At 50.2% G+C, this 20,603-nt stretch carries 19 protein-coding genes and 1 other RNA gene; 6 read left to right on the top strand and 14 right to left on the bottom strand.

From position 1 onward, the window contains the following. Positions 1 to 28: 28 nt before the first annotated feature. Both A3SI_RS19320 and A3SI_RS08420 read left to right on the top strand, forming a co-directional pair. Complete coding sequence (locus tag A3SI_RS19320; RefSeq protein ID WP_009055087.1) at positions 29 to 967, top strand: hypothetical protein; 939 nt, start codon at positions 29 to 31, stop codon at positions 965 to 967. Continuing rightward, the gene (locus tag A3SI_RS08420; protein WP_009055089.1) at positions 964 to 1,362 is read left to right on the top strand and encodes a hypothetical protein; all 399 of its coding nucleotides are present in this window, start codon (positions 964 to 966) and stop codon (positions 1,360 to 1,362) included. Before A3SI_RS19320 ends, A3SI_RS08420 begins: the two co-directional genes overlap by 4 nt. A gap of 10 nt (positions 1,363 to 1,372) precedes the next feature. Here A3SI_RS08420 and A3SI_RS08425 read toward each other — a convergent pair whose 3' ends face one another. The 5 genes from A3SI_RS08425 to A3SI_RS08440 all read right to left on the bottom strand — a co-directional run bounded on the left by A3SI_RS08425 (position 1,373) and on the right by A3SI_RS08440 (position 8,259). Beyond that, positions 1,373 to 1,957, bottom strand: coding sequence for a DUF3109 family protein (locus tag A3SI_RS08425; protein WP_009055091.1), 585 nt, complete (start codon positions 1,955 to 1,957; stop codon positions 1,373 to 1,375). Positions 1,958 to 2,064: 107 nt separating this feature from the next. Continuing rightward, positions 2,065 to 2,196 (bottom strand): hypothetical protein, encoded by a 132-nt coding sequence (locus A3SI_RS21580; RefSeq protein ID WP_262491766.1) that lies wholly within the window; start codon positions 2,194 to 2,196, stop codon positions 2,065 to 2,067. 70 nt (positions 2,197 to 2,266) lie between these two features. Beyond that, a complete protein-coding gene (locus tag A3SI_RS18885; protein WP_009055093.1) occupies positions 2,267 to 2,554 on the bottom strand; it encodes a hypothetical protein in 288 nt (95 codons plus the stop codon). A 491-nt stretch (positions 2,555 to 3,045) separates the two neighbouring features. Next, positions 3,046 to 5,463, bottom strand: a complete 2,418-nt coding sequence (locus A3SI_RS08435) for a TonB-dependent receptor (RefSeq protein WP_009055094.1) — start codon at positions 5,461 to 5,463, stop codon at positions 3,046 to 3,048. Between the two features lie 348 nt (positions 5,464 to 5,811). Continuing rightward, positions 5,812 to 8,259: a TonB-dependent receptor gene (locus A3SI_RS08440; RefSeq protein WP_009055095.1), complete on the bottom strand. Its 2,448-nt coding sequence runs from the start codon at positions 8,257 to 8,259 to the stop codon at positions 5,812 to 5,814. A 325-nt stretch (positions 8,260 to 8,584) separates the two neighbouring features. On the opposite strand from A3SI_RS08440, the gene rnpB reads away from it, so the two are divergent. After that, positions 8,585 to 8,980: RNase P RNA component class A (gene rnpB / locus A3SI_RS17345), an RNA gene on the top strand. A 20-nt stretch (positions 8,981 to 9,000) separates the two neighbouring features. After that, positions 9,001 to 10,158 carry a sigma-54-dependent transcriptional regulator gene (locus A3SI_RS08445; RefSeq protein WP_009055096.1) on the top strand — a complete coding sequence of 386 codons (1,158 nt, stop codon included), beginning with the start codon at positions 9,001 to 9,003 and terminating at the stop codon, positions 10,156 to 10,158. A gap of 251 nt (positions 10,159 to 10,409) precedes the next feature. Here A3SI_RS08445 and A3SI_RS08450 read toward each other — a convergent pair whose 3' ends face one another. Continuing rightward, positions 10,410 to 11,348 carry an acyltransferase gene (locus tag A3SI_RS08450; RefSeq protein WP_009055097.1) on the bottom strand — a complete coding sequence of 313 codons (939 nt, stop codon included), beginning with the start codon at positions 11,346 to 11,348 and terminating at the stop codon, positions 10,410 to 10,412. A 117-nt stretch (positions 11,349 to 11,465) separates the two neighbouring features. Between A3SI_RS08450 and A3SI_RS08455 the strand changes: the two genes are divergently transcribed. Then, entirely contained in the window at positions 11,466 to 12,140 is a 675-nt protein-coding gene (locus A3SI_RS08455; RefSeq protein WP_009055098.1) for a hypothetical protein, read from the top strand. A gap of 143 nt (positions 12,141 to 12,283) precedes the next feature. Here A3SI_RS08455 and A3SI_RS08460 read toward each other — a convergent pair whose 3' ends face one another. Beyond that, positions 12,284 to 14,701 (bottom strand): alpha-ketoacid dehydrogenase subunit alpha/beta, encoded by a 2,418-nt coding sequence (locus A3SI_RS08460; protein ID WP_009055099.1) that lies wholly within the window; start codon positions 14,699 to 14,701, stop codon positions 12,284 to 12,286. A 433-nt stretch (positions 14,702 to 15,134) separates the two neighbouring features. Here A3SI_RS08460 and ald point away from each other — a divergent pair, with 433 nt between their 5' ends. Then, positions 15,135 to 16,253, top strand: coding sequence for an alanine dehydrogenase (gene ald / locus A3SI_RS08465; protein ID WP_009055101.1), 1,119 nt, complete (start codon positions 15,135 to 15,137; stop codon positions 16,251 to 16,253). A 164-nt stretch (positions 16,254 to 16,417) separates the two neighbouring features. Here ald and A3SI_RS08470 read toward each other — a convergent pair whose 3' ends face one another. The 7 genes from A3SI_RS08470 to A3SI_RS08490 all read right to left on the bottom strand — a co-directional run bounded on the left by A3SI_RS08470 (position 16,418) and on the right by A3SI_RS08490 (position 20,571). Further along, entirely contained in the window at positions 16,418 to 17,008 is a 591-nt protein-coding gene (locus A3SI_RS08470; protein WP_040670502.1) for an SGNH/GDSL hydrolase family protein, read from the bottom strand. Between the two features lie 89 nt (positions 17,009 to 17,097). Continuing rightward, positions 17,098 to 17,466, bottom strand: coding sequence for a hypothetical protein (locus A3SI_RS22590; protein WP_316929144.1), 369 nt, complete (start codon positions 17,464 to 17,466; stop codon positions 17,098 to 17,100). Next, positions 17,403 to 18,167: a S66 peptidase family protein gene (locus A3SI_RS08475; protein WP_316929145.1), complete on the bottom strand. Its 765-nt coding sequence runs from the start codon at positions 18,165 to 18,167 to the stop codon at positions 17,403 to 17,405. The genes A3SI_RS22590 and A3SI_RS08475 overlap by 64 nt, the downstream gene beginning before the upstream one ends. A gap of 88 nt (positions 18,168 to 18,255) precedes the next feature. Next, positions 18,256 to 19,092, bottom strand: a complete 837-nt coding sequence (locus A3SI_RS20610) for a D-alanyl-D-alanine carboxypeptidase (protein ID WP_238531674.1) — start codon at positions 19,090 to 19,092, stop codon at positions 18,256 to 18,258. After that, positions 19,029 to 19,565 (bottom strand): hypothetical protein, encoded by a 537-nt coding sequence (locus A3SI_RS20615; protein WP_238531675.1) that lies wholly within the window; start codon positions 19,563 to 19,565, stop codon positions 19,029 to 19,031. Before A3SI_RS20615 ends, A3SI_RS20610 begins: the two co-directional genes overlap by 64 nt. Position 19,566: 1 nt before the next feature. After that, complete coding sequence (locus A3SI_RS18890; RefSeq protein ID WP_316929149.1) at positions 19,567 to 19,965, bottom strand: DUF423 domain-containing protein; 399 nt, start codon at positions 19,963 to 19,965, stop codon at positions 19,567 to 19,569. Beyond that, on the bottom strand, positions 19,966 to 20,571 hold the full coding sequence (locus A3SI_RS08490) for a YggS family pyridoxal phosphate-dependent enzyme (RefSeq protein ID WP_316929146.1): 606 nt from the start codon (positions 20,569 to 20,571) through the stop codon (positions 19,966 to 19,968). It abuts the gene before it with no gap. Between the last annotated feature and the right edge of the window lie 32 nt (positions 20,572 to 20,603).

Consider the following 20,603-nt stretch of genomic DNA (forward strand, 5'->3'; position numbering starts at 1 on the left):
CTTGTGACCCCAGACCGATCCTCCGCAGATGTTACAAACCAAACCTCAAATCCGCCCGCTCCTTCTCATCGCGCTGGGGCTGGTCTATGCGCTAGGCATGGTCCTCTTGGGGTTCTTCTGGAACCGAGAAGCCAGCCTGCCGCTACTGCTCACCTTCGCACTCACCTTCGGCTGCTCGCTACTTCTCTATCGCCAAGCAGAAGAAAAAAACCACCTGAAAGCACTACTTTTCGTAGGTCTCCTGGTCCGCTTTAGCTACCTGTTCACCTGGCCAGAGCTGAGTGATGATTTTTATCGCTTCTTTTTTGATGGCCTTCTCGTGCAGCAGGGCATAAATCCCTACAGCCACCTTCCCGAAGAAGCAGTCGTACTACTTCCTGCCGCACAGCGTCATGGCGCCGCCCAACTGCTTCAGGAGATGAACAGCCCACAGTACCACTCCGTGTATCCGCCACTCCAGCAGAGTCTTTTCGCCCTTGGCGCCTGGCTGGGCCCTCAGCTGCACACCCAACTGCTTTTCCATAAGGTGCTGCTGCTACTGGCGGAAGTGCTAAGCATACGCCTACTCTTATACCTACTGGCACAGCCACGACAGGCTCTGCTGTACGCGCTAAACCCCCTCGTGATCGTAGAAGGTGTCGGAAATCTACATGCGGAAATCTACATCGTAAGCTGCCTGCTTCTCCTTCTTTTGGCGTACGCCAAAGGCCACTTTCAGGTCAGCATCCTCGCCTGCTGGGCGGCGGTAGGGCTAAAATTACTCCCTCTAATCTACTTGCCTTTGCTGTTTAAAGCGAAAAAATGGCCGCTACAACTGCTACTCAGTACCTTTATTGCTCTGGGCTTGAGCATACCCTTCTGGCTACCTGGTGCCTGGGAAGCTTCCGCAGTAGCCTCAGCCTGTACCAAAGCAATTTTGAATTTTTCCCCTTTCTCTACGGGTATCTACGAGACATCGGACAGGTGATTTTAGGCTATAATCCCATCCAAACCCTCGGCATACTCTTGAACGGAGCAGTTTTAATCGCATTAGCCCTGCTGTATGTACACGCCTGGCGAAGCGGCATCCCCGGCATCCAAACACTAAGCGCTTATCTGTACATGGCACTTTGCGTGTACCTGATCGCGCAGACGACCCTGCACCCTTGGTACCTGATCCCCCTGCTTCCCCTAGCCCTTTTAAGCGGCATGCGTGCAGCCATCCCCTGGACCGCCATCGCTTTCTTATCCTACATCCACTATGGAAGCTACCCCGAATGGGTGGAACATGTTTGCCGCTGGGTCGGCTATGGAAGTTTAATCCCTTTTCTTTGGGCGGACGCCCAAAAGCTACGCCTGCGCTACTTTACCTCTAGACACTAAAAACTTCTGCTTAGGCCTCCAAGGTCTTATCTTCCTGCTCGACAAGACGTACCAGCTCGGCATACCATGCCTCGCCATACTTACGAATAAGTGGATCCTTTAAAAATTTGTAAACAGGCACGCCGAGGGAGCTTCCTAGCTCGCAAGCAGGGGCACAGATATCCCATCGATCGTAATTTAAAGCCTCAAAATCCGCATATTTATCGATACGAATCGGATATAAGTGACAGGAAATCGGTTTTTTAAAGGGAATGGCGCCCGCCAGATAGGCCTGCTCGATGCCACATTTTAAAATTCCACGTTCGTCATAGAGCGCGTAAGCACATTCACGGTTATCTCCGATGGTAGGGGTCCCCTTCTCGCCATCCATATCGTACACCCAAGTACCCTGCGCCTCGATAACACGCTGCCCCTCTTCGGTAATAAAAGGTTTTATTTTCGGGTAAAGCTGCTCTAATAACTTGGTCTCCCGCTCCTCTAAGGGTGCACCCGCATCCCCTTCGACGCAGCAGGCACCTTTACACTTCTCTAAATTACAGACAAAAAATTGCTCTTTAATATCGTCCGAAAGGACTGTTTTCCCGATTACGATCATCCCTGCTCACTTTAATATGCACAAAGGTAAGCAAACCCCTTGAAATCCTAAACACCTACCATCCAAATGCTCAAGGGGCCGCTTACCGGAAAATCGTACGAAATCGTTTATTCTGCCTCCACCGCGATCACATTTCCTGTCATCGATGGGTGGCGACCACACACATAAGGCATCAGTTCCGCTGCTAGTGCTGGTGTGAGCGTAAACTGGAGCACGAAGTCTTCCACTTGGAAATCCACGTCTGGATCAGACTCGAAACGCCCTCCGTAGCCTCATCTTCAGAAAGTAAAATTTCACCGTTCTGGCGGCCTAACAGACGAAATGGATGTGGGGCCCAGCGCCATTAATGACCGTGTAGCGGCCACCTATGACGAGAGTGAGGTCGGCATTTTCTTCCTCTAACTCGGCCGTGATGCCATCCCCTTCTATGGCCGTAAATAGGTAGGCACGTGCGCCAACGTTTCCGAGCGTGAGCGTGCCCATTAATTGTACTTCTTCAGGTTCTTCTAAAACAGGGGTTTCTTCTTCTGTTTGGTAACAAGCGCAAACAATAAGAAAAAGAAAGAAGAAAAGACTATAGCGAATGGAATTATACATATGTAACTATTTAATTTATATATGCATATACGCAGCATGGCCGGAGATTGGACTTTTATGCGGACATAGAAAAAAACTCCAAATAAACGCTGCTTCATTTCCGAAAAGGCAAAAAAAAAGAACTGCCTCCAATGGAGACAGTTCAACCCAGCACTATGAAGAAAAGCTTTAAAAGCCTTATGCCTATTAAACTGAAAGAGAGTGCAAAAGGTTTTTTAGCATGCTAATATTTTTTCAAAAAACACCTGACTACCCATAATAGACATACCAAATAAGATAATAAAAAGAGGAGAATTAATAGCAGAATAAGAGGGAATAAGAGCCGTAAAATTAGCAGATGCTTGGGTAGGGCACTGTTTTACAACTATTAATTCTTCTTCATTTTTTCATAAAAAAAACCGAAGGGGGGGGCTATATTGGTATCCCCTTCGGCTTCGTTTGTGCGCCATGTACTGCACCAGGTTAAAAGGCGGATTGTTCAGCCCTACACATTAAAAACGAAACTCGTAGCCAGCAGTTATAAAGCGCGGGAGCCCCATACGAATCCCCTCCGGTCTTCTTGAGGCGATGAAACGCTCATTTGTTATGTTTTTAATCGTTAAGTTGAACCGAGAATTCCACTTTTTTACCTCATAAATAAGGGTGGCGTCGATTGTCGTAAAGGAAGGCATCAAGCCTGTTCTGCCATCGAAACTGGGATCTATGGAATTCAACTGGTCTGTAAACTGCTCACCTACATGATTTAGGGTAAGGCGTCCACCAAATCCCATTTCTGTTTCTAGGGTCAGCGCTGTATTAATCAGCCACTCCGGCGCATAAGGCGTACGGAAGCCCTTCACATTGACGTCATTGATGATACGATCTGCACCGAAGACAGAGTTTACATACGTGATATTGGCATCATAAAAGAGATTTACTTTCTCCCAATTAAGTAATCTTGATACTTCGAGGTTCACCATGGCTTCTACTCCCTCATGCAGCGTACGGCCCGCGTTCACGACACCGAAACCTGCCCCTCCTAAGGACTGCGCCACGGGAATAATCTGGTTACTAAAGTCCATACGGAAACCAGCTAACTCCACGAATAGCCAAGGGAAAACCTGAGTGCGAACTCCTAATTCGATATTAACAGAAGATTCCGCATCTAAATCGAGCGCCTCTCCCTCCCCTGTAATGGCGTCTTGAAGCCGTGGAGGTCCGAACCCTCTGTGCACACCACCGAAAATATTGATATGATTTACAGGTCGATAGTTAAATCCAGCGCCAGGAATAAATTCCTGAATGACATTTGTGGCCATAAGCACAGTATCCCGCACCACACCTGCGAAAGGTCTTCTTAAAATATCTCTTTCTGCCACATAGTTTTCGAAACGTAAGCCCACATTCACATCGAATTTAGAGGTGATTTCGGTGGTATTTTGAAAATAAGCACTTACAGCATGCCCGGTACGAATCTCGTCTTCTCTCAGTACACCGCTGCGAACTCCAGCACGGGTTCCATTGACACGCTGCACGAAGGCACGCTCAGAATGAAACCGAACGCCGGTAATCAATTCATTTTTGACACCGAATAGATCGTGATCCAGTTCTAAACGCGGCTCTATCCCTGCCACCTCATAGGATCTATCTCTATTCCCAGTGCCATCACGCATAAAAATGGCTCCTCCCGGGACGTCTAAGTCTCCCCAAAACACCCCCGTCCAGTTAGAGGGTGCAGTATTCGTCGCATTTATCGTAAAATCTTGTCGACTCCAGTTCCGGGTCGTCGTATACCCATACGCTATCGTACGTAATCTCGCCCTGTCGCTTAATCGGTAGGTATGAGATAAGCTCATGCTCAGCCTACGAACTTCTAATAAATCATCTGGCGCTAATGCGTCAAAATCATTTTCACCGCGCTCAAACATCAACTGATTCATACCGATATACGTGGCATTTGAAGACTCATCGTAAAAGCCGACTTTCATACCCAACTCCGAACGCTCACCTAAATCAAAAAGGAACTTGGCATTTAAATCCACCAAACCAAATGTAGTTGGCCCAAGGTTTTCAGCGCTCCTGCGCAACAAGCTCACATGATAACCAGTATTGCCTACCGTGTTGCCGTAATTAAACAAACCGGAAAAAAATCCCCCTTGTCCACCCTGAATGTTAACACGGCCCTGGGCTGACTCGGGCGGATTCGCTGTAATAAAATTAACCACACCCCCGATGGTTCTAGGTCCATATAAAATCTGGCCAGAACCTTTTAAAATTTCCATGCCTTCCATACGATCCACGGGCGGCGTGTAATACATCTCCGGCTCCCCATAAGGATTCAAAGCCACAGGAACACCGTCTTCTAAAATCAAGATAGAACGGCTCATATTAGGATCCAGCCCTCGGATACCCATACTCAGACGCATACCGGTAAGCTCGTCTTCCACTACGTTTACCCCTGGCGTTCTTCGTAAAGCCTCCGCTATGCTGATTGGATTTACGAAATTTAACTCGCGCTTATCGATATAATTTACAGAACCGGGAGTTTTAGAAAAAAGTCGATCCTTAGCCGATATGATCGTAAACTCGGGCATGTTTACGCCCATCTCTTCGAAAATAACCTCTAGCTCCTGAATCTGACCATTGATAATGGTTACTTCCCTGGTAAGAGAACGGTAACCGACAGCAGATACCTTTATCGTGTAGGTACCATTCTGTAAGTTCGCTAAAGAAAAAGCCCCGTCGATATCAGCGACAGCGCCCTTAATCGTGCCGATCACTTGAATGTTAGCGAAGGGAACAGGTGCCCCATCCTTAGCACGAATAGTGCCACGAACCACCTCTTCTTTTTCATTTTCTGTCTTGGTGAGTAAAACTGGGTAAGCAGATGCCTCCAAATTTAAAAAGCTGGCCGCCACGAGTGGAACCACTAAGCCTTAAGTAGACCTTTTAACATCTTGTCGCCTTTATTTAGATTTAGTATCAATAATTGCACAAATGTAAACCTATTTAAACTTAATCCAAATAAGACAGCCTATAAATTTTATAGATTTTTTGCTAAACCTGATCGCTTTCCTCCGACTCAGTAAACCACTTACACTTAAGCGATAAGCAGGAGCTGAAAATAAAAAGAGGTAGGCTTACAGCCCCTACCCCTTTCCATTAAATAAAAAAAGGGCTCCAGATATCCATGTATCCAGAACCCCTTAAGACTTCTACCCGAAAATAATAACAAGCGATCCCTCTTGGAGCGTCTATTTTAACAGCAGTGCGCTCGCTTAGAAACGGAACTCATAACCAGCAGTAATGAAACGCGGTAAGCCCATCCGGATGCCTTCCGGTCTTCTCGAAGCGATAAAACGCTCATTCGTCAAGTTTTTAATGGTGAGGTTAAAGCGGGAATTCCATTTTTTTACATCGTAGAGCAAGGTCGCATCCACGGTAGTGAACGCTGGCATCAGACCAATTCTACCATCAAAACGCGGCTCAATCGTATTCAACTGATCTGTGAACTGCTCGCTTACATGATTCAAGGTCAGACGACCACCTAACCCCATTTCCGTTTCCAGCGTCAGGGCAGTATTCACCAGCCATTCTGGCGCATAAGGCGTGCGGAAACCCTTTACATTCACGTCATTGATAATGCGATCCTCACCGAAAACTGAATTCACGTACGTGATATTCGCGTCGTAAAAGAGATTTACTTTTTCCCACTTGAGTAGTCTGGAAATCTCGAAATTCACCATCGCCTCTACCCCCTCATGGATCGTGCGTCCTGCATTCACCACCCCGAAGCCCGAACCACCTAAAGACTGCGCTACGGGTATGATTTGATTACTAAAGTCCATTCGGAAACCCGCTAACTCCACGAATAACCATGGAAACAGCTGCGTGCGCACCCCTAATTCAATGTTTACAGAAGACTCAGCATCCAGCTCTAAAGGTTCACCGTCTCCTGTAATGGCGTCTTGCACCCGCGGGGGTGCAAAACCACGATGCACACCACCAAAGATATTCACCTGGGAAACAGGGCGGAAGTTAAAACCCGCGCCTGGAATAAACTCCGAAACAACATTAGTCGCTACTAACACAGTATCGCGAACCACACCTGCGAAAGGTCTACGAAGAATATCACGCTCTGCCACATAGTTTTCATAACGCAGCCCCACGTTTACATCTAATTTATTCGTCACATTCGTGGTGTTTTGAAAATAAGCACTGAAAGCATGACCCGTACGTATCTCATCTTCCACCAACTCTCCGCTGCGAACACCCGCTTGCGTTCCGTTCACGCGACGAATAAACCCGCGCTCATAATGCAGACGCACCCCGGTAATCAATTCGTTTTTAACCTGAAACAGGTCGTGTTCTAACTCCAAGCGTGGCTCTACACCCGCCACTTCGTAAGAACGATCTCTGTTTCCAGTTCCGTCCCGCATAAAAATGGCACCCCCTGGCACATCTAAATCACCCCAGAACACACCCGTCCAGTCATCCGGAGCCGTATTCGTCGCATTGACAGCAAAATCCTGGCGGCTCCAGTTACGCTCCGTCGTATATCCATACGCGATGGTACGCAGACGTGCACGATCGCTTAGCTTATACTTGTGCGATACACTCAAACTATAACGACGCACATCCAAGCGGTCATCGGGTGCCAAGTGGTCGAAATCATTTTCTCCGCGCTCGAACATCAACTGATTCATACCGATGTAGGTGGCATTCGAAGTTTCATCGTATACACCTATTTTCATACCCAGCTCAGAGCGCTCATTTAAATCAAAAAGGAACTTGGCATTCAGGTCAGTCAGCCCGAAGCTGGTAGGCCCGAGATTATCTGCGCTGCGGCGCAAAAGGCTTATATGATAGCCCGTATTTCCCACTGTGTTTCCATAATTCAATAAACCAGAGAAAAAGCCACCCTGACCGCCCTGGATATTCACACGCCCCTGTGCAGACTCTGGTGGATTCGCTGTAATAAAATTCACCACACCCCCTACCGTACGAGGCCCATAAAGAATCTGGCCAGAGCCTTTCAGAATTTCCATTCCTTCCATCCGATCTACCGGTGGAGTATAATACATCTCGGGCTCCCCATATGGATTTAAAGCCACGGGCACACCATCTTCTAATATCAAAACCGAACGGCTCATATTCGGATCCAAGCCCCGGATACCCATGCTCAGACGCATGCCTGTCAATTCATCTTCCACCACATTCACGCCAGGTGTACGACGCAGCGCCTCAGCAATACTTATTGGATTAATTTTATCTAATTCCTTACGATCGATATAATTTACGGAGCCTGGTGTTTTCGAAAACAGCCGATCTTTACTGCTGATGATGGTGATTTCAGGCATATTCACTCCCATCTCACTAAAGATAATCTCCAGCTCCTGAATTTCTCCATTCAGAATTTCTACCTCACGGGTAACAGAACGATAACCGACGGCTGAAAACTTCATCTGATAGCGGCCATTCGCTAAGTCTGAGAGGACAAATCTACCTTCAGCATCAGCCACCGCACCTTTAATGGTCCCCACTACCTGCACATTAGCAAAAGGAACGGGCTCGCCACTTGTCCCCAATACCACCCCACGAAGAACTTCTTCTTTCTCATTCCTATCATTCGGCATCGTGGCCGAAACTTGACGAATACTCCCAATCAAAAAGAAAAAACAGAGTACGCCTACACGCCAAATCGGCTTACTTATGAACACTTGCATCTCGCTTTACTTAGATTTAATTCAAATAACGCCACAAATGTAAAGCTTGTTTAAACTTAATCCAAATAACAGAAAGGTTTCGGTATCATTTTTTTTCCCTTTTAGCATATTAAATACTGCCTCTACAACGCTGTAAGGCAAAAAAGAGGTTTTTATTCTTTTCGATATGATTTTACAGAAAATCCATTCTCTTCAGGAAGGATGGGCCTACAAGAAACATGAATGGCGACCCTTCAAAAGGATCTTTGGCGTACCGCCAAAAAACAAAGGCGCTATCTAAAAAACAAAAGCGCAATTTAATCGAAAAAAAACGCTTATTTTGTAACGTGCAAGTCGGCCTGTCGCCGTCTTTTTTGAAAGAGGGAGGAAAGTCCGGGCAACAAAGAGCGCCATGCTTCCTAACGGGAAGGGGCTTGGGGCGAGAGGCCCAAGTCACAGCCAGTGCCACAGAAAAGATACCGCCAGAGAAGGAAACTCCTCCGGTAAGGGTGAAAAGGTGGAGTAAGTGCCCACCGCTGTGCAGGTGACTGCGCAGGCAAGGTAAACCTCATGGGTTGAAAGGTCAAATAGACTTCGGGTGAAGGGCTGCTCGTCCGTTTTACTCCGGTAAATAACCGAAGTGGGTAGACCGATGGAGGCATTTCGTGAGGAATGTCCTAGATAAATGACAGGCACTTTTCCCTGAAAAGTACAGAACCCGGCTTATAGACTTGCACACTTTTTGTTCCTTTAACACACTATATGGCAAAACTACTGATTATCGACGATGAGCGCGTCATTCGCTCTACCCTACGAGAGATTTTAGAATATGAAAACTACCAAATCTCCGAAGCACAAGATGGCCAAGAAGGACTGAAGAAAATCCAAGAAGAAGATTTTGACTTGGTGCTATGTGATATTAAGATGCCGAAAATGGATGGCATCGAAGTCCTCGACGCTGTCGCTAAGCTGGAAAAACAGCCCCAGTTCATCATGATATCAGCACACGGCACCATCGAAACAGCCGTAGAAGCCACCAAAAAAGGTGCTTTCGACTTCATCCCGAAACCTCCCGACCTAAACCGACTGCTTCTCACCGTCCGAAATGCCCTAGATAAAAAAACACTGGTCACGGAAACGAAGGTACTCAAGAAAAAACTATCGAAGAAATTCGATATGATAGGAGAAAGTGCTGCCATCGTCGAAGTAAAGGAAACCATCGAGAAAGTGGCCCCTACCGAAGCGCGCGTGCTCATTAACGGACCGAATGGAACAGGTAAAGAACTGGTAGCGCACTGGCTACACCAAAAAAGCGCGCGCAGCGCAGCGCCCTTTATCGCAGTCAACTGTGCGGCCATCCCATCCGAATTAATCGAAAGTGAACTTTTCGGTCATGAAAAAGGCGCCTTTACCTCAGCCAATAAACAGCGGCAAGGGAAATTCGAACAGGCCCATGGGGGCACACTATTCCTAGATGAAATCGGAGATATGAGCCTCTCGGCTCAAGCGAAAGTACTGCGCGCCCTCCAGGAACATAAAATTACCCGCGTAGGAGGAGATAAAGACATCAAAGTAGATGTACGTGTACTCGCGGCCACCAATAAGGACCTGCGCAAAGAAATTCAAGAAGGAAACTTCAGAGAAGACTTGTACCATCGTCTTAGCGTCATCGTCATCCAAGTGCCCGCGCTAAAGGAGAGAACAGAAGATATCCCCCTTCTCGTGGACAAATTCCTAGCAGACATCGCGGCAGAACAGGGAGCACCGAAAAAAAGTATTCAACAAGCCGCACTCAAAACACTTCAAGGATTCGAGTGGACAGGAAATATTCGCGAACTGCGTAACGTGGTCGAGAGATTAGTCATTCTCGGCCAAAAAGAAATAACTGTTGAAGACATTAAAAAGTATGCGGGCTATTAAATCCGCATACTTTTAACCCTTTACATCTGCTGCAGGCTGCTCACAGGAGCCTTCGCATAAGCAGGACACGGCTTCGTGCTGACACAAGAACTAAAGGCCAGCAAACCCGCGCCCAAAACTGCGATGAAAAGCTTTTTCATAAAATTGTAATTTTTTTGCCTAAATATCGAGTATTTCAGGGAGATAGCCAAACTAATTGACCATTAAATTGCACCCCCGCACATCACTATGATCATAACGCCCTAAAACCTCTAATGTTCCATCTGGCGTAACCTTCCTAAATCTTGCGTCTCGATAAAGGAGCAGGAATGGAAATTCGCCAAGTCAATCACATTAATCCCCCCTTGGCTACGCGCAGCAGGAGAAAGCGGATCATGTACATCTCGGAGTAGTACACGTAGGGTTTTCGGCAACTGGTACACCCCTTCACCGAAAGAATAGGCCTGAGAAAGAAGCTCTGTCATCCCATATTCCGAGTGGATATGCTCCACCCCGAAAGCAGGCCGAAGTACAGCATGTACCTCCTCCCGAATCATCTCCCGACGCCGGCCTTTCATCCCCCCCGTTTCCATCACGATTAATTCCGGAAACTCCGGCAGCGGAATACCCGATTCCACCAGGTCCAAAAGCGCAAACGTCACCCCCAAAAGGAGTACCTTACGCTCCCTTTGCTGCGCGAGCAGCGCCAACTTTTCCCGTAGCGCATCGTGGTCATACAGATAGAAACCGCTATGCTCCGAAGCACTCGCCGCGATAAAATCCGCTGCCATCGCCACCAGAGAGGAGCCTTCCCGCTCTAAATAAGCCGGTAAAAGCGCTAAGACATGGAAATTTTCCAGCGGGCCGTAGTGCTCCTGAAATAGATTTCGCGCATGGCGCAAATAAAACGCCTCAGACCACACATGATGGCGGCTGGTAATGGCCCCCGTGGTTCCGGAGGAAGTATAGCAAGCCTGCATGCGGGAAAGGTCGCCCGAAACCACTGCATGCTGCTTAAAAAACTGAATAGGAAGAAAAGGAATCTCCTCTACGCGCTGCACAGAGGACGAACGAATCCCACGCGCACGCAGATAAGCAGCATAAATCGGGTTATGTACCGCCTGAAAATGAAATATTTCTAAAGCCTTCGAATCAAAGTCGATACTTTTTGCGTTAAGAATATGTTCGGAAAAACTTTCGAAATCGATCATCCTTTTCTAATTTGTAATGTCCCGCCACAAGGCGTACCTTGCAGGTAAAACCACTGCGGCAGGAGCTGTCAGGACAAAGATAAAGGATCTAACGCTTAGGCTAAAATATGCATACCCATGAATTGTAAAAACGCACTGGTCAGCGCGGGCGTGGGCCTCCTCGGAATGGTGGCCTGTGTGACGCCACCCACGAATTTCCCCAGTGTCCCCGAAATCGAATTTAATTCTTTGGAATTCGTCGAAACCCCGGGGCAGGATTCGCTCATCGTATCCGTGGATTTCCGCGATGCAGAGGGTGACTTAGGCCTAAATGCCACCGAAATCCAGCCTCCCTTTCAGGAGCTGACCTTTAGAAGAGATCAGGGAGGTAATCTGATCACCTTTCGAAATCGACCAGCGAATGCCCCACCTTTTAATCCGATCGACTGGCGCATTAACCCCATCGTGAATAATCAAGAGGTCCGCGACACCATTTGGGTGGAACCAAACCCGAACCATAATAATATCTTCGTGCGCTTTTTCATCAAGCGAAATGGAGTTTTTCAAGAGTTTCGCTGGGAGGACCCTCCATTTTTCACCAGCTTTAACGGGCGCTTTCCCCGCATCCTGGCCGGAAATAACACCCAAGCAGTGGAAGGGACCATCGCCTATGCCATGGTCAGTAGCGGCTGGAATAATATTTTCCGGAACGACACCATTCGCGTGGAGGTCCGCATCCAGGATCGGCAGCTGAACTCCTCTGCCTGGGTGAGCAGTCCAGAGGTGACCCTTCAGGGAATCCGCCGCCGATAAGCACTTGAGCAGCAGTTTTGGACCCTGAGGCCTTCTGCCTGCGGCAAAAAAATGTCCGCAAGCTCCTATTCCCGAAGGAGTAAACACCAAAAAAGGGAGATACCTGTGACGGCATCTCCCCTTTCTTATGAAATTTACTTTTATCAGATCATCGGATAACGCTTCGGATCCGCTTCATGCATGAGCAGATAAATACGCTCCACTACATCCTCCACAGAAGGCTTAGAGAAATAATCCCCGTCTGAAGAGTAAGCAGGTCGATGTGCCTGTGCATGAATGGTAACCGGCTCCGCATCGAGGTGATAGTAAGCCTTTTGACCCTCGATCACCTGCTGCAGCATAAAGGCTGATGCACCTCCTGGCATGTCCTCATCGGCGAATACCGCACGATTGGTCTTGGCGATGGACTTACCCACCACACCCGTCGTATCGAACGGAAGCAGGGTCTGTACATCGATTACTTCTACATCGATGTCCATATCTGCCAGTAAATCCGCAGCATCTAACACCACACGGCACATGGAGCCATAAGTGGCTACAGTCACATCACTACCCGTACGGATCACCTCCGGCAGGCCTAGCTGCACCTTATAAGTACCGATATTTTCAGGCATGCGCTCTTTTAAGCGGTAACCATTTAGACATTCGATCACCAAGGCTGGCTCATCGGCCTCCATGAGGGTATTGTACATCCCCGCAGCCTGCGTCATGTTACGCGGTACGCAGAGAAGCATCCCACGAAGGGAATGTAAGAGCATCCCGATCGGAGAACCCGCATGCCACACCCCTTCCAGACGATGCCCGCGCGTACGAACGATAAGAGGCGCTTTCTGCCCACCCTTCGTACGGTACTGCAAGCAGGCCAAGTCATCCGACAGGGTCATCAGCGCATAATGGATATAATCGAGGTACTGAATCTCCGCCATCGGACGAAGACCACGAAGCGCCGCACCGATACCCTGACCGATAATCGTACACTCACGAATACTCGTATCGGACACGCGATTTTCACCGTATTTAGCCTGCAAGCCCGCAAAAGCCTGGTTCACATCACCGATTTTGCCCACATCCTCTCCGAAGGCAAAGAAACGAGGATCACGTGCTAACAACTGGTCGAAGCAAGCCTGCAGCACCTCTCTTCCATCCACCAGAGGAGCGTCCTCAGCGAACCGAAGTGGCTCGGGCTGCACCTTTGCCGTACTGTATGGCGACTGACTGTACAAGTGACTGTTGTAACGGTCTGCATTTAACGCCTGAATGTTTTTATACCACGCCTGCAGCTCCGCCTTCGCAGAAAAATCCGCTCCCCGCAGCTCCCAAAGCGCCCGACGCACCGTGCTAATCACATCTTTGCGAATCGGGTTCATGGTCTTTTTCAGTTCCTCAGCCATCTGGCTAAGGGTATCTTGCGCAGGACCCGCCTCTGCAGCTACGCGCTGCAAAAGGGCCACTGCCTCATCTAATTCACCTTTAATAGAGGAGCTAAAGGCCTTCCAGGCCGCTTCCTTCTCCTGTTTGACTTTGTCTTTCGCCGCTTTATCGATGGCATCTAGCTCTTGCTGCTCCGCGATGCCCTCTTGTACCAGGTACTGAGCAAACTGAGCGATGCAGTCAAATTCTTTTTCCCACTCCAGGCGCTCCTTCGACTTATAACGCTCATGGGAACCGGAAGTCGAATGGCCCTGAGGCTGTGTCATCTCTACCACATGCACTAAGCAAGGCACATGGGACTCGCGCGCCACCTTCGATGCACGGGCGTAGGTATCGATAAGGGCAGGATAATCCCAGCCACGCACCTTAAAAATCTCAAAGCCCGGCTGCTCTTCCGTGCGCTGTAAGCCCGCCAAAGCCTCTGATATGGAGCCCTTCGTCGTATGGTGCTCGCTGCCCACAGAAATACCGTAAGCATCGTCCCACACCGAAATGACCATCGGCACCTGTAAGACCCCCGCTGCATTCAAGGCCTCGAAAAACATCCCTTCGGAGGTACTCGCATTCCCGATGGTACCCCAAGCTACCTCGTTTCCGCCCTCGGTAAACTGCGTCATTTTCTGCAGCTCCTTAGAAGCACGGAACAACTTAGACGCATAGGCCAAACCTAAAAGTTTTGGCATCTGACCCGCCGTAGGAGAGATATCCGCCGTAGAATTATGCATCTCCATCAGGTTTTTCCAGTTGCCCTGCTCATCTAAAGAGCGCGTAGCAAAGTGCCCATTCATCAGACGTCCCGCCGAAGCTGGATCCGCCTGCACGTCTGTATGTGCATACAGCTGCGCGAAGTACTGGCGAATCGTCAGTTCGCCTACGGCAAACATAAAGGTCTGGTCGCGGTAGTAGCCCGCACGGAAATCCCCCTTGCGGAAGAACTGCGCCATGGCCAGCTGCGCTAATTCCTTTCCATCCCCGAAAATACCAAACTTAGCCTTACCCATGAAGACCTCCTTCCTCCCCATAAGAGAAGCATGCCGACTCTCCGATGCGAGTCTGAAATCTTCTAAAAGTTGCGCCTTCGTTCTGCTAATGCCGTTTTTCTGCTTCGTTGATGCTGCCACTTGTGTCATATTTAGTAATCCTTAAAGCTATTTTGGGTTCTGATGCCGTAGCACCGTAATTCCAAAAATAAAACTTTTTCACAATTTTACAAACCCATTAATGTAAATATTTTTCCAGTTTTTCGAAAATTTATTCCGAAGGCCCCGCTTAAAAGGATAGCCCACCAAATTTAATTTCAGAAAACTCACATTTACCACACTTTCCAAAAGACCCCTGCCCCGATTTCCCAAACAAGCAGCGCCCCAGAGCCCCTTTGGCTACGCCAAATAAATGTAAGCTAAAAAGAGTGATTTGAAATTATATTCAGCTAAACGCTTTTAAATCAAATTTAATTTCAAAATTAATCATTTTTCTTACGCGTATCAAAATATTTGACTTGAAATGAAGCCCTTTTCGCCCCAAGCTGTATATTTGCCCCTATAATCCCAAATTCAGATAATCATGATAATAGGTGTTCCAAAGGAGATTAAAAACAACGAAAACCGGGTAGCACTTACCCCCGCAGGAGCAAAAGAACTGGTAAAACGCGGACATACCGTCTACGTACAGCATACCGCCGGCGAAGGAAGTGGCTTTTCCGATGACCTCTACACCGAAGCCGGTGCAGCCATCCTCCCGACCATAGAAGATGTCTATGGAATCGCGGAAATGATTATAAAAGTAAAAGAGCCCATCGAGCCCGAATACGCACTTATAAAAGAAGACCAACTGCTCTTCACCTATTTTCACTTTGCGTCACATGAGCCCCTCACACGTGCCATGGTCGAGAGCAAGGCGGTCTGCCTCGCCTACGAAACCGTAGAGAAACCAGACCGTAGCCTCCCGCTTCTGGTTCCCATGTCGGAAGTGGCTGGCCGTATGGCGATCCAAAAAGGGGCTAACTACCTCGAAAAACCACTCGGCGGCCGCGGAATCCTCCTCGGTGGCGTCCCAGGCGTACTTCCTGCCAAGGTCCTCATCCTCGGTGGTGGTATCGTGGGCACGCAAGCTGCCTGGATGGCGGCAGGCCTCGGCGCTGACGTGACCATCATGGACGTTTCCATCCCCCGCATGAGATACCTCGACGATGTCATGCCGGCGAACGTAAAGACCATGATGTCAAATGAATACAATATCCGCGAGATGATCGTACACGCTGACCTCATCGTAGGTGCCGTACTTATCCCAGGAGCGAAAGCCCCGCACCTCATCACCCGCGACATGCTGAAAATCATGAAGCCAGGTGCTGTACTCGTGGACGTGGCCGTGGATCAGGGCGGTTGTATCGAAACCTGTAAACCGACCACCCACGAAAATCCTACCTTCATCATCGACGATGTCCTGCACTACTGCGTGGCTAACATGCCAGGCGCCGTGCCCTACACCTCCACCCTCGCGCTAACAAACGCCACCCTGCCGTACGCCATTCAGCTGGCAGAAAAAGGTTGGAAGCGCGCCGCACAGGAAAATGCGGAACTGGTACCCGGACTGAATGTCATCCATGGGGATATTGTCTATAAAGCCGTGGCAGAAGCCTTCGACATGGACTATGTGCCGGTAGAAAAATACCTCGCAGACTAAATCGCTGGCCTCTCCCCTTTGCGCCGGCCGGCGCAAAGCAGACAGCATAACCACCAAAAGCCCTGTCACCTCATCGTGACAGGGCTCTTTTTTTCCTTTCAAAAAGAAAATCTCCTATACTCCCTACTGCTGCTGCCCCCGTAGAACCGCTGCCACCGGATCCACTAGGCCTTTGCCCAGCGGGCGTACACCAAAGCACTGGGGTGCAACTTATCCGACACCAAAGAAGGCACCTCGGCTCCAATCTGCCGGTACGTCTCCGTAATGTCGGTAAAATGAACGCCTTTCTCCGCACAAATGGCGCGCTTCTGGGCATTATAAGCATCAATCGCTGCGGCTACCGCCTGCCTATCCACCTCACGCTCCTCCGCGAAAGGAGTCACCCCCCAGTCAGGAATCGACAGGACAAAAACACGCTCCTCGCGCCCACCCGCAAAAGCAATCGCCCGATCGAGCAGCTGCTCAAATTCCCGCGCATAGTCCTCCACCGCACGACCGCGGTACTGGTTGTTCACACCGATTAACAAGGTAACCAAAGCATACGTTTGCCCTGCGATTTCGGCATCGTCGATTCCGGCGCTGAGCTCATCCGTGGTCCAGCCCGTACGGGCAATGATTAGGGGCTCAGCCAGCTTGATTTTTTCTACTGAAAGCAGAGCGCGGAGCTGCTCAGGATAGGTGTCCTTAGGGCCCACACCCTCCCCGATGGTGTAGGAATCCCCTAAAGCCAAATACGATAACGTGTCAGTCGGCATACGTGTGGATTGTGTAGTTTTACATGCGGTAAGACTGCCGAACAGCAGCAGTCCGGTCATCCATAAAGAGTGTAAACGGGTGAAGCACATCATAGAAATAAAGGGCTGGAAAGTGTCAAAGTCCCCCGATCAGCATCCAAGGTGGCCTCAGCGCCGATCGGAATGAAAAACTGTTTGTTCACATGCCCGATCATGGCGCCCCGATAGGCAGGCACCCCGAGGGGCAAAATATAATCGTCTACCAATTCGTCTAAGGTCAAACTCCCATAGCCTCCACTCGGATCGCAGGACGTACACTGCCCGAATACGAACCCGCGAATCTTATCCAGCGTGCCGTTCAGCTTGAGGGTGGAAAAAAGGCGGTCCAACTTATACGGCTCCTCTCCGATATCCTCTAAAAACAAGATGCTCCCGGTAAAGTCCGGATAGTAGGGTGTCCCCGAAAGGGCGGCCAGCACCGTGAGGTTCCCTCCGAGCAGCTTGCCCTGAGCACTCGCCCCGGCACGAGCGTCTCGATGCGGTTTTGTTTCACGATCAGGTCATCCCCTGCCTGCTGCTCATTTTCCAGCAGAATCGGGCCTTCCTCCAGGAAGGTGCGCCGAAACTGCGCCACATTAAAAGCATTCCAGCTGCCTGTGGCATTCGGCCCATGAAAGCTCAGCTGCCCTGTCTGGCTGTAAATCGCACAGTGCAGGGCCGTAATATCCGAATAGCCGATCAGCGGCTTGGGGTTCGCCCGAATCAGTGCGTAGTCGATGTCTGCCAGAAGCCGGGCAGCACCCGAGCCCCCCCGCATGGCCATAATGGCCTTTACCTCAGGATCCGCATACAGGGCATGGAGATCGGCTAACTTCTCCGCGTCTGTGCCAGCTAGATGCCCTCTGCGCGCCTGCACATGGGACCCCATCTTGACCCGAAAACCGAGCGCCTCTAACGTTTCCTGTGCGAACACAAAATTCATCCGAGGGGTAGAAGCAGAAGAGGGGCTAATCAGACCGATCGTATCCCCAGGCGCCAGACGTGGCTGCAACAGCGGCCTCTGGTTACCCCCTCGCGCATCGCGCCCCACGGCAGCCCCCGCCAGTAGCGGCAAGCCCGCCAGGCCCAGTAAACTCCTCTTTAAAAAAGTCCTTTTCTGCATCATTGGTATAGTTAACATGTACGCGTATCCTCTCAGCACTGGGCGCTGAACAGGCCTTCAAATAGCTTTGGCCAGAGGCCAAAACACCTCGACGACAAGGTTAAAATTAATAATTATCCCGAATAAAGCGCAATACTTTTTCCATTTCCCTCCGCACCTCCGAGGCCTTCACCATATAATTATTGTGCATAAAAGCGAACATAAGGTAACGATCCTGATTCGTGCGGATATAACCCACCAGAGAGTGATGATTGCTCACCGTCCCGGTCTTGCCGATCACATAAGGCCGTGGACCGGCATAATTAAACTTCAGCGTGCCACTTACCCCGCCCTTAGGCAGCAGCTCCAGCACTTGGCGCCGGGGCATCTGCTCCTCGATCTTCTGCAGCAGCGCGATCATACTTCGTGGGGTCACCAGGTTATGCCGCGACAGCCCACTGCCATCCACCCACTTCGGCGCGTCGGGCAGGTCCCAGAGAAAGGTTTTCGTGATGGCCGCTATGGCCTTTTCATCGTCGAGCTCCCCGAAAAGAGCATCGGCCACCATCAGCAGCAGCTGCTCGGCGAGAAAATTATCGCTCTCCTGTAAAATATCCTTCCATACACGCTGCAGGTCGCCGTGGCGCAGTACCTGATGGCCTGCCGGCAAAGGGGCCTGGTTCAGGCGCACATCCCGCTCGGTAATGGAGGCCAAAAGCTGAACGGTGAGTGAATCCGAAGTAATAAATGGCAGTAAAGGGCCGGGATGATTGTACAGCGAGGGATTGTACACGAAGCGATTACGATGAAAATCCCGCCGCACATTGCGAATCGGCTCCGTAGTCGTGGCCATAAAGTCTTGGAATACATTAAAGCGGGGCCGCGGACGCTGGTTTTGATTCAGAAAGGAGACGACATTCCCGTACACAGGCAGTGGCGAGCGCTCCGCCGAGTAGGCATACACGTAGTCGTCCCACTGCCAGCCATACCCGAGGCCGTACTTTTCCAGTTGGCCGAAGAAAAGTAAATCACCCGATACTTTTTCAGCAGTGCATCGATCGGAGGCTGGGGTAGCGTACCGTACTTCCACACTGGCGAGCCCGTTCCCCAGATCTGCAGCGTCTCCGCGTCCAGCTCTTGATACCGCAGATGCGCAGGCGCCTCCTTCAGGGCCACGAGCGAAGCGTAAAAGGTGAGTAGCTTGGTCGTGGAGGCCGGCAAAAAATGCATGTGGCTGTTTTTTTCGAAAATAAGCCGATTACTGTCCGGGTCGAACAGCATAAACCCGCTCAGGTGGTTATCGAAAAAGGAGGTGGGGCCGAGCAGTTCATTCAGCTGCTGATAGCGGGTGAGCTCCTGCCCGGAAATTTGCTGCGCGAGCAGCCCCGAGCCCTGCCAAAAGAGCCCCAAAACCAAGCATAAAAACCATTTCTTCATGCTATTTCCCTCTCATTTTCAGGGCGAACAGCACCCAGCCAACGATAAAGGCCACCCCTCCGAAAGGCGTTATGGCGCCCAAGAAGGGCAAGTTGAACACCGCCAAGACATACAAAGAGCCTGAAAAGATCAAAATGCCGAGCAAAAAGGCGATCGCCACTCCTCCCAGCGCACGTTCAGGGCGGATAAGCGCCACAGCCCCCACCAGCAGCAGGGCCAAAGTGTGAAAAAAATGATACAGCACGGCCGTCTCGAAAGTGTCCGTACGGCCATTTGCGGCCAGCGTCTCGGCCAGCCCATGCGCTCCGAAAGCCCGATGCCCACAGCCAGTGCACCCGAAAAAGCCGCAACTTGTAAAATGGTATTCCCTTGCATAAGTATAGAGTAACGTTACATAAATTTAGGCGCGCGCGCCGAAAATCGCACTTCCGATGCGCACCATGGTGGAACCCGCCTTTTGGGCGAGCAGATAATCACCACTCATGCCCATGCTCAGTGTCTCCAGCTGCACATGCTCCGGCAGCGACAGCGACTTGCAGCGATCAAAAAGCCGCTTCAGTCCTTCAAACTCCCGACTCACCTGCGCCTCATCCTCCGTAAAAGTGGCCATGCCCATCAGGCCGCAGACCTTCACGTGGCGACAGGCCGCTAGCTCCTCACTCAGCAGCGCCTCCTGCAGCTCCTCCGCGTCGAAGCCAAACTTACTGTCCTCTTCGGCGATATGCACCTGCAGCAGCACCTGCAGCACACGACCCACCTTAGCCGCCTGCTTTTCGATCTCCCGCAGCAGGCGCATAGAGTCCACCCCGTGAATAAGGTGCACCGTGTCCACGAGGTATTTAACCTTATTCCGCTGCAAGTGCCCGATCATGTGCCAGCGGATATCCGAGGGCAGCTGCGGAGCCTTCTCCATGAGCTCCTGCACCTTATTTTCGCCGAAATCCCGGATTCCTGCCGCGTAGGCCTCTTGTATGGCTTCCACCGGCTTGGTTTTCGAGACCGCCACCAGCGTACAATCCGGATCTAAAAAAAGAACTT

Source organism: Nitritalea halalkaliphila LW7, from assembly GCF_000265075.1.
Classification (GTDB): Bacteria; Bacteroidota; Bacteroidia; order Cytophagales; family Cyclobacteriaceae; genus Nitritalea; species Nitritalea halalkaliphila.

Coding starts and splice junctions, on each gene's coding strand:
- A3SI_RS19320 (WP_009055087.1), top strand. CDS start 29: ATGTTACAAACCAAACCTCAAATCCGCCCGCTCCTTCTCATCGCGCTG.
- A3SI_RS08425 (WP_009055091.1), bottom strand. CDS start 1,957: ATGATCGTAATCGGGAAAACAGTCCTTTCGGACGATATTAAAGAGCAA.
- A3SI_RS08470 (WP_040670502.1), bottom strand. CDS start 17,008: ATGCCGACTGACACGTTATCGTATTTGGCTTTAGGGGATTCCTACACC.
- A3SI_RS18885 (WP_009055093.1), bottom strand. CDS start 2,554: ATGTATAATTCCATTCGCTATAGTCTTTTCTTCTTTCTTTTTCTTATT.
- A3SI_RS08455 (WP_009055098.1), top strand. CDS start 11,466: ATGAATTGTAAAAACGCACTGGTCAGCGCGGGCGTGGGCCTCCTCGGA.
- A3SI_RS08450 (WP_009055097.1), bottom strand. CDS start 11,348: ATGATCGATTTCGAAAGTTTTTCCGAACATATTCTTAACGCAAAAAGT.
- A3SI_RS20615 (WP_238531675.1), bottom strand. CDS start 19,565: ATGAAGAAATGGTTTTTATGCTTGGTTTTGGGGCTCTTTTGGCAGGGC.
- A3SI_RS08440 (WP_009055095.1), bottom strand. CDS start 8,259: ATGCAAGTGTTCATAAGTAAGCCGATTTGGCGTGTAGGCGTACTCTGT.
- ald (WP_009055101.1), top strand. CDS start 15,135: ATGATAATAGGTGTTCCAAAGGAGATTAAAAACAACGAAAACCGGGTA.
- A3SI_RS08445 (WP_009055096.1), top strand. CDS start 9,001: ATGGCAAAACTACTGATTATCGACGATGAGCGCGTCATTCGCTCTACC.
- A3SI_RS08475 (WP_316929145.1), bottom strand. CDS start 18,167: ATGTTAACTATACCAATGATGCAGAAAAGGACTTTTTTAAAGAGGAGT.
- A3SI_RS08460 (WP_009055099.1), bottom strand. CDS start 14,701: ATGACACAAGTGGCAGCATCAACGAAGCAGAAAAACGGCATTAGCAGA.